General features: G+C 60.1%; 8 protein-coding genes. 1 reads left to right on the top strand and 7 read right to left on the bottom strand.

Going from position 1 to position 6,854, the window contains the following annotated elements:
- Positions 1-47 precede the first annotated feature (47 nt).
- The 7 genes from K9857_RS19405 to K9857_RS19375 all read right to left on the bottom strand — a co-directional run bounded on the left by K9857_RS19405 (position 48) and on the right by K9857_RS19375 (position 6,225).
- Entirely contained in the window at positions 48-1,994 is a 1,947-nt protein-coding gene (locus K9857_RS19405) for a response regulator (RefSeq protein ID WP_224538371.1), read from the bottom strand.
- A complete protein-coding gene (locus tag K9857_RS19400) occupies positions 1,984-2,859 on the bottom strand; it encodes a sensor histidine kinase (RefSeq protein WP_224538369.1) in 876 nt (291 codons plus the stop codon). Before K9857_RS19400 ends, K9857_RS19405 begins: the two co-directional genes overlap by 11 nt.
- Positions 2,852-3,862, bottom strand: a complete 1,011-nt coding sequence (locus tag K9857_RS19395; protein ID WP_224538372.1) for an ATP-binding protein — start codon at positions 3,860-3,862, stop codon at positions 2,852-2,854. The genes K9857_RS19400 and K9857_RS19395 overlap by 8 nt, the downstream gene beginning before the upstream one ends.
- Complete coding sequence (locus K9857_RS19390) at positions 3,859-4,263, bottom strand: anti-sigma regulatory factor (RefSeq protein ID WP_224538367.1); 405 nt, start codon at positions 4,261-4,263, stop codon at positions 3,859-3,861. The genes K9857_RS19395 and K9857_RS19390 overlap by 4 nt, the downstream gene beginning before the upstream one ends.
- Positions 4,260-4,622: an STAS domain-containing protein gene (locus K9857_RS19385; protein ID WP_224538363.1), complete on the bottom strand. Its 363-nt coding sequence runs from the start codon at positions 4,620-4,622 to the stop codon at positions 4,260-4,262. Before K9857_RS19385 ends, K9857_RS19390 begins: the two co-directional genes overlap by 4 nt.
- A 3-nt stretch (positions 4,623-4,625) precedes the next feature.
- The gene (locus K9857_RS19380) at positions 4,626-5,477 is read right to left on the bottom strand and encodes an STAS domain-containing protein (protein ID WP_224538361.1); all 852 of its coding nucleotides are present in this window, start codon (positions 5,475-5,477) and stop codon (positions 4,626-4,628) included.
- 226 nt (positions 5,478-5,703) lie between these two features.
- Positions 5,704-6,225 (bottom strand): DUF4142 domain-containing protein, encoded by a 522-nt coding sequence (locus tag K9857_RS19375; RefSeq protein ID WP_224538359.1) that lies wholly within the window; start codon positions 6,223-6,225, stop codon positions 5,704-5,706.
- A gap of 208 nt (positions 6,226-6,433) precedes the next feature.
- On the opposite strand from K9857_RS19375, the gene K9857_RS19370 reads away from it, so the two are divergent.
- Positions 6,434-6,667 (top strand): DUF465 domain-containing protein, encoded by a 234-nt coding sequence (locus tag K9857_RS19370; RefSeq protein WP_224538357.1) that lies wholly within the window; start codon positions 6,434-6,436, stop codon positions 6,665-6,667.
- Positions 6,668-6,854 lie beyond the last annotated feature (187 nt).

Genomic DNA, 6,854 nt, shown 5'->3' with positions numbered 1-6,854 from the left:
CTGAGCAACGCGGTCAACTGTGGGAGCGGGCTTGCTCGCGAATGGATCTAACAGGCGCCGTCAATCGTGCGCCTAACCTTGTCCAGCAACTCACTGATCTGAAACGGCTTGATCAGCATGTCCATCCCATCCCCCAGAAACACCTGCCGATTGATCGCGGTTTCTGCATACCCGGTCATGAACAGGATCGGCAGTTGCCCGCGCCAGCCACGCGCAACATCCGCCAACTCCCGCCCGCTCATGCGCGGCAGACCGACGTCGGTCAGCAGCAGGTCGATGGACGAGTCATTCTGCAGGCGCTCGAGTGCCGTTTCGATGTCAGCCGCCTGGGTGCAGCGGTAGCCGGCGTCCACCAGCACCTCGGCGACGAACATCCGCACCGACGCCGTGTCCTCGACGATCAATATATGCTCGCCAGCACCCTGCGGATCGACGCTGGCCGGGGCGGTTTCCGCGGCCGTCGGATCGGTGCTGGCCGGCAGCATGATGGTCACTTCGGTGCCGCGCCGGGCCACACTGCGAATGTGCGCATTGCCCCCGGATTGCCGGGCGAAACCGTAGATGGTCGACAGTCCGAGTCCAGTGCCCTGGCCCAGGGGTTTGGTGGTGAAGAACGGGTCGAACACCTTGTCGATCACCGTATGATCGATACCGCTGCCGTCATCGCGCACCGACAGCGCGACGTAGGCGCCATCGGCCAGGTTCGGGTCGCCATGGGAGTAGGCGGCATAGGTATTGACCCAGACATTGCCGCCTTCGGGCAGGGCATCCCGAGCGTTGATCACCAGGTTGAGCACTGCGCTTTCCAGCTGAATCGGATCGACCAGGGCGATGGCGGCCTTGGAGGTCAGTTCCAGCTTAAGGCTGATGCGTTCGCCAATCGTGCGCACCAACAGCTCTTCCAGCGAACGGATGTGATCGTTGATGTCCACCGGCCGGGTATCGAGGGGCTGCAGGCGGGCGAAGGCCAGCAGGCGATGGGTCAGGGCCGCGGCACTCATGGCCGAATTCAGGGCCGCTTCGGCATAGAACTGAACCTTGTCGGTGCGGCCGTCGGCGGTGCGCTTCTGAATCAGTTCCAGGCTGGTGATGATGCCGGTGAGCAGGTTGTTGAAGTCGTGGGCGATGCCGCCGGTCAGCTTGCCCAATGCGTCCATTTTCTGCACCTGCAGCAGTTGCGCTTCAGTTCGCGCCCGCTCGGCGACCTCTTTGGCCAATTGCGTGGTGGCATCGTCAAGGCGGGCCAGGTGCGAGCGCTCGCGGTGGCGGTGTTCTGTCACATCCTCGACAAATACCAGGCTCAACTGCGGGGTTCGGTAGGGCGAAATCTGCCATTCGGTTTCGCGGATTTCCCCCTCTACCCGCATGCACAAGGTGCCTTTCCAGCGTTCGCCATAAGCCAGGCGCAACCGCAGTTCTTCGATGACGGACGCCTGATCTTCGGCAAAGCAATCGCGCAAAGTGTCCGGGTCGAGGTTGTCCTGGATCAGTTGGGCGAAGGCGTGATTGCACTCATGTACCTTCAAATCGGCATCGAGTACCGCGATGGGTGCCGAGACATTGACGAAGATCTCGCGAAAACGCGCCTCGCTTTCGCGCAAGGCATTCTCGGTTTCCCGCACCCGCAGCAGGGTGCGCAGGGTCGCCAGCAGCACATCCGGGTCGACCGGGTGAATCAGATAGGCATCGGCCCCGGCATCCAGGCCGGTAATGATGTCGCCGGTCTGGATAGAGGCCGCCGAAACATGCACCACCGGCAACAACGCGGTGGCCGGATCCGAGCGCAGCTTGCGCACGATGTCGAAGCCGCTCATGTCCGGCAGGTTGACGTCGAGAATCAATGCATCGAGGGTGACACTGTCGATCAACTCCAGGCCTTCGCCACCGGTGCCGGCCTCGAGCACTTCGTAGCCGTGACGTTCCAGGCGCCGGCGCAGGGCATAGCGGGTGGCGACATTGTCATCGACGATCAGCAAGCGCAGATCACGTTTCATCAGCGGGCTCCATGGCGATGGCCAGCGGGATGATCACAAAAAAGGTCGACCCGCTGCCTGGCACACTCTCAAGCCCGACTTCACCGCCCAGCAAGCCTGCGAAGCGCTTGCACAGAGATAATCCGAGCCCGGTACCGCGCAGGCGTTTCTGCAAGGGTGAGTCGACTTGAGAAAAGTCTTCGAACAATGCGCCATGTAATTCGGGAGCGATACCGATTCCGGTGTCGCTGACGGCGAAACGCACCTTGTCGCTATCTTCCAGCTGTGCCGACACCCTCACTTCACCGCGAGTGGTGAACTTCAGCGAGTTGGAAATGAAGTTGCGCAGGATCTGCCCCAGTTTCTTGTCGTCGGTGTATAGCCGTGGCAGGCCTACCGGTTCCTCGAAAATCAGGTCTACCGCGCTGGCGCTGACAATCGGGCGGAACATGCCGCGCAGGGCGGAGAAAAGGTCGAACATATCGAACCAGGCCGGGGAAATGGTGATGCGCCCGGCTTCGATTTTCGCAAGATCCAGCAGATCGTCGACCATGTCGCTCAGCTCTCGCGCCGAATTGCTGACGAAAGCCACCTGTTTGTGTTGCTCGGGGCTCAAAGGCCCGTCGAGTTCGTCCGAGAGCAGGCTGGCGATGCTCAGGATCGAGCCCAGCGGCGTGCGAAATTCATGGCTCATGTATGACAGGAAACGGCTTTTCAGATCAGAAGCCTGGCGCAGTTGTTCGGCCTGGGTATCGAGCTCCGCGTACAGTGCCAGCACCCCTTGGTTGGTTTCGTCCAGCTCGGCGCGCAGGGCCTCGGCTTCGCCCTTCAATTGAACGATCAGCGCCGCTTGCTCGTCGTTGGGGCTGATGGGCGTATCAGACATGAGCAGCCTCCAGTGCAATGACCAGCACCGTGACATCGTCCCGTCCCCGGCAGAAATCACGGTGCAGTATGGCGGCGATCACGGCGGGGTGGCGATGCACGAGACCTGGGTAGTCCTGCAGGTTCCAGCGTGATTGCAGGCCGTCGCTGTACATGATCAAGAGTTGTCCGTTGATTTGAGCATAGTCAAAGGGTTGAGCCTTCCGGTAATGACCACCGACAATCCCTGGATGCGAGGCCAGTCCGCGGGTTTTGTCCGGCGCGATGAGGCAGGCTCCGATGTTGCCGATCCCGACGAATTTCAGGTGATCGCTGGCGCAGTCGATCTGCGTGATAGCCACTGCGCCGCCGCGGGTACCGATCATCGCCTGGTGCATACCTTCCAGCGCCAGCACCGGTGCTGCGAAAGGGGCGAGGGCGAAGGCACGCTCGCCTGCCCGAGCAGCGAGTTCCGCGTCTTCGCCATGGCCCAGGCCGTCGATCACCAGGGCACTGATGCGCGGACCGTCATAAGCCAGATGCCAGACATCGCCGCAGGCCGGATCGTTGTGCATCGAATGCTGGCTGATACCGAAGCGCCGGTCCGGGGCCCGGTCCGAGCGTGGATACAAGCGCGTGAGCAGTACGGCCCCCCGTGAATCGGCGTAGACGTCGAACACTTCGGTCTGGCGCGATACCGCGCCCAAACCGATACCTTGGGTGCCGCCCGTGGAGTAGCCGTCGGTCAGGCAGGCCTGCAGATCGAAGCCGTTGGCGCGATCGACAGCAATCATTTCAATACCGGTGCCACTGGAGCGAGGCAGCAACCGCAGATGCAACTCGCCGCTGTTGGCATGTTTGAGGATATTGCTGGCCAGTTCGGTCGCCACCAGCGCCACCCGTCCGGCGTCGGTCGCGTCGAAGCCGTTTTTCTCCGCCAGTTGCTGCGCGGTGCGTCGTGCGTAGCCAATCTGGCTGTTGTCTTCGATCGTCAACACCTGAGTCATTGAACCGCTGATATTCATGTCCATCGAGTGATCGTCACGCGGGTGCCCTTGCCTGGAGCGGTATCGAGTTCGAAATCATCCACCAGCCGTTTGGCCCCGGTCAGGCCCAGGCCGAGCCCGGAGCCTGAAGTCCAGCCGTCGGTCATTGCCAGTTTGATGTCGGGGATGCCGGGGCCTTCATCGCGGAAAGTCAGGCGCAGACCGGTGCGCGGACTTTCGTCGATGATCTGCCAGTCCATGTCGCCACCACCGCCGTAGACCATGGTGTTGCGCGCCAGCTCGCTGACGGCGGTCACCAGTTTGGTAAGGTCGATCAGGCGCATGCCGCACTCGGTTGCCAGCTTGCGCGCCAGCTGGCGGGCCAGGACCACGTCCTGTTCGATGTGAATCGGATGGGTGCCGCTGCTGCGCACGGTCATTGATCAAGTACTCGTTGCTGCAACAGTTTCATGCCGCGCTCGACGTTCAGCGCGGTGCTGACGCCGGGCAGGGTAAGGCCCAGTTCGACCAAGGTAATGGCCACCGCCGGCTGCATGCCGACCAGCACGGTCTGGGCGTCCATGATTTTCGACAGGCCCGAAATCGTACCGATCATCCGGCCGATGAAGGAGTCGACCATGTCCAGCGCGGAAATATCGATCAACACGCCCCGTGCGGAAGTCTTGCTGATGCGCTCGGACAGATCGTCCTGAAGGGTCAGGGCCAACTGGTCATGCATGTCGACCTGAATAGTCACCAGCAGGAAAGGACCCATTTGCAGAATCGGAATGCGCTCCATGGCTCAATTCGCCTTGGTCATGGTGATCCCCAACCGGGTCAAGGCCAGTTTCAGCGCGTCGGCCAGGTTGGCCTTGGTCACCACGCCTTGCAGATCCAGCCCCAGGTGCACGATGGTCTGGGCAATCTGCGGACGCACGCCGCTGATGATGCAATCGGCGCCCATCAGGCGGATCGCGGTGACGGTCTTGAGCAGGTGCTGGGCCACGAGTGTGTCGACGGTCGGCACGCCGGTGATGTCGATGATGGCGATCTCCGAGCCGGTCTCGACAATGCGCTGCAACAGCGATTCCATAACCACCTGGGTGCGCTGTGAGTCGAGTGTGCCGATCATCGGCAGGGCCAGCACGCCGTCCCAGAGCTTGACCACCGGGGTCGAGAGTTCCAGCAATTCTTCCTGCTGGCGCTTGATCACTTCTTCGCGGGACTTCTGGAAAGTGCGCACGGTGTGCATTCCGAGAGTGTCGAGCAGTTCGGAAATTTCCCAGACCTGCTCCGCCAACAGCGCTGGGCTGTCCTGGTAATGATTCTGCAACAGGGCGAACAGCGGGCTCTTGAGCGAGAAGATGAAGTTGGCGGTCTGGGACGAGTCATGGCCCAGCAGTGCACGGCTGCGTGAGAGCTTTTCCAGGAACAGGCGGATGTCGTCCCAGCCGGCGGACGCGACATTCAAGCCATTGCCATCGTTGAGGCCGGAGACGATCAGTTGCAGAAAATCGGTGGTCTGTTGCTTCAGGTCCTGATCCTTGATGTTGCGCGTGGCGCCGCTGGCCTCAAGGTTTTTCGACCACTCGGCAAGCAACTGCGCCTGATTTTTCTTGATCGCTTCGATGGTGCCGGATTGCAGTGCCGCCATGTGACTTGACTCCTGAATGTGGACGCCGATTCCCCAAAAAACGATCGGCGTAAATGCAGTGACATTTCACGAATGAAATAGTTGTTTCGTTTTGCCATCATTTTTTCAATCGCTGCCTATGGACTGTAGTCGGCGGCGCGCCCGGTAGCGGTTTTTCGTTGCAAGGCGGGCACATAAACGAAAAAACCGCATCATGGACGCGGTTTTTTTTTGCGCTGCGGCGAAGTTATTTGCTGGGATGCGCCGCTTGCAGTTTTTTCGCCATATCCAGGTGCTTTTGCAGGCCTGGGAGCATTTTCTGGGCAAAGCCCTTGAGCTCGGTGGCGCCTTTGGTCTTGTCGTCGGTGACGGTGTTGGCTTCTTTGGTGAACAGCTCGATGGCTTCTTCGTGGGCCTTGACCTGGTTGTTGGCGTAGGCGGCGTCGAAGGATTCGTCACGCATGTCGAGGATTTTTTCCTTGGCCTGTTTCACCAGCGTCGTGCTGTCCGGCACTTCGATGTCGTTCTTTTTCGCGATGCTGGCCAGCTCATCGTTGGCCTTGCCATGGTCGGTGATCATCATGTTCGCGAATTCCTTGATGTCGGCCGATTGGCTTTTTTCCAGTGCCAGCCGGCTCGTTTCGATCTCGGAGATGCCACCGGCGGCGGCCTTGTCGACGAAATCGTTGGAAGTCGCTGCGAAAGCCGCGCCCATGCTGGTGCTCAGGGCTACTGCGAGAACGAGGTGGCGCAGGTTAAATCCGTCCATTGGTGCTTCTCCACGCTGATGATCGATGTGATCGTTACTGTGTGGAGGCTGGTGGGCGGGCAAAGGTTTGATCACATTTGCGAAAGGGCGACGAACGGGCACCGCCAGTCGGACAGATGGTCGACAGAACCGGCCAACCAAGGCCATTCTGATAGTTGGCGAGCGCAATCAGTCGCGTTTGCTACCGATCAACAAACGGAGGTGTTCCATGCCGGTGTCCCATGACCTTTTTCAGGATCTGAGTTACTCAAAGGAAGAAATCCAGCAGAGACGCACCAAGGATCCGAAACTGGATTCTCTGATCAATAAGTATTCCCAGACAGATGCCGAGGTGGTGAAGGCCGAGCAAGCCAAATCCAGCGATGACGCGGTGACGAAGCTCAAGGCGAAACGCCTTGAGGTCAAGGACATGATCGTCAAACAACTCCAGTCGTCGTCCTGACTCGATAAGAAGATCACCGACGACCGGTGAGCGAAAGTTGGAACGGCGATTAAACCCGGCACCTCGAATGTTCAGAGTCCGACGACACGGCTCCATGCGAGGTGCCCCATGAATAAACCGAAATTCCCTTCTGAAGAACAAGGCGGGTTCGATCCTGTTCCCACTCATCCTGAGCCCAATAGTCCGG

Origin of the sequence: Pseudomonas sp. REP124 (assembly GCF_020164475.1) — a bacterium.
Taxonomy (GTDB): Bacteria; Pseudomonadota; Gammaproteobacteria; order Pseudomonadales; family Pseudomonadaceae; genus Aquipseudomonas.
The sequence above is the reverse complement of the archived record's forward strand: the minus strand, read 5'-3'. Positions and strand labels throughout refer to the sequence as shown.

What these genes read in the sequence shown, in the direction of transcription:
- K9857_RS19405 (WP_224538371.1), bottom strand. Translation starts at nt 1,994, where the DNA reads ATGAAACGTGATCTGCGCTTGCTGATCGTCGATGACAATGTCGCCACC.
- K9857_RS19400 (WP_224538369.1), bottom strand. Translation starts at nt 2,859, where the DNA reads ATGTCTGATACGCCCATCAGCCCCAACGACGAGCAAGCGGCGCTGATC.
- K9857_RS19395 (WP_224538372.1), bottom strand. Translation starts at nt 3,862, where the DNA reads ATGAATATCAGCGGTTCAATGACTCAGGTGTTGACGATCGAAGACAAC.
- K9857_RS19390 (WP_224538367.1), bottom strand. Translation starts at nt 4,263, where the DNA reads ATGACCGTGCGCAGCAGCGGCACCCATCCGATTCACATCGAACAGGAC.
- K9857_RS19385 (WP_224538363.1), bottom strand. Translation starts at nt 4,622, where the DNA reads ATGGAGCGCATTCCGATTCTGCAAATGGGTCCTTTCCTGCTGGTGACT.
- K9857_RS19380 (WP_224538361.1), bottom strand. Translation starts at nt 5,477, where the DNA reads ATGGCGGCACTGCAATCCGGCACCATCGAAGCGATCAAGAAAAATCAG.
- K9857_RS19375 (WP_224538359.1), bottom strand. Translation starts at nt 6,225, where the DNA reads ATGGACGGATTTAACCTGCGCCACCTCGTTCTCGCAGTAGCCCTGAGC.
- K9857_RS19370 (WP_224538357.1), top strand. Translation starts at nt 6,434, where the DNA reads ATGCCGGTGTCCCATGACCTTTTTCAGGATCTGAGTTACTCAAAGGAA.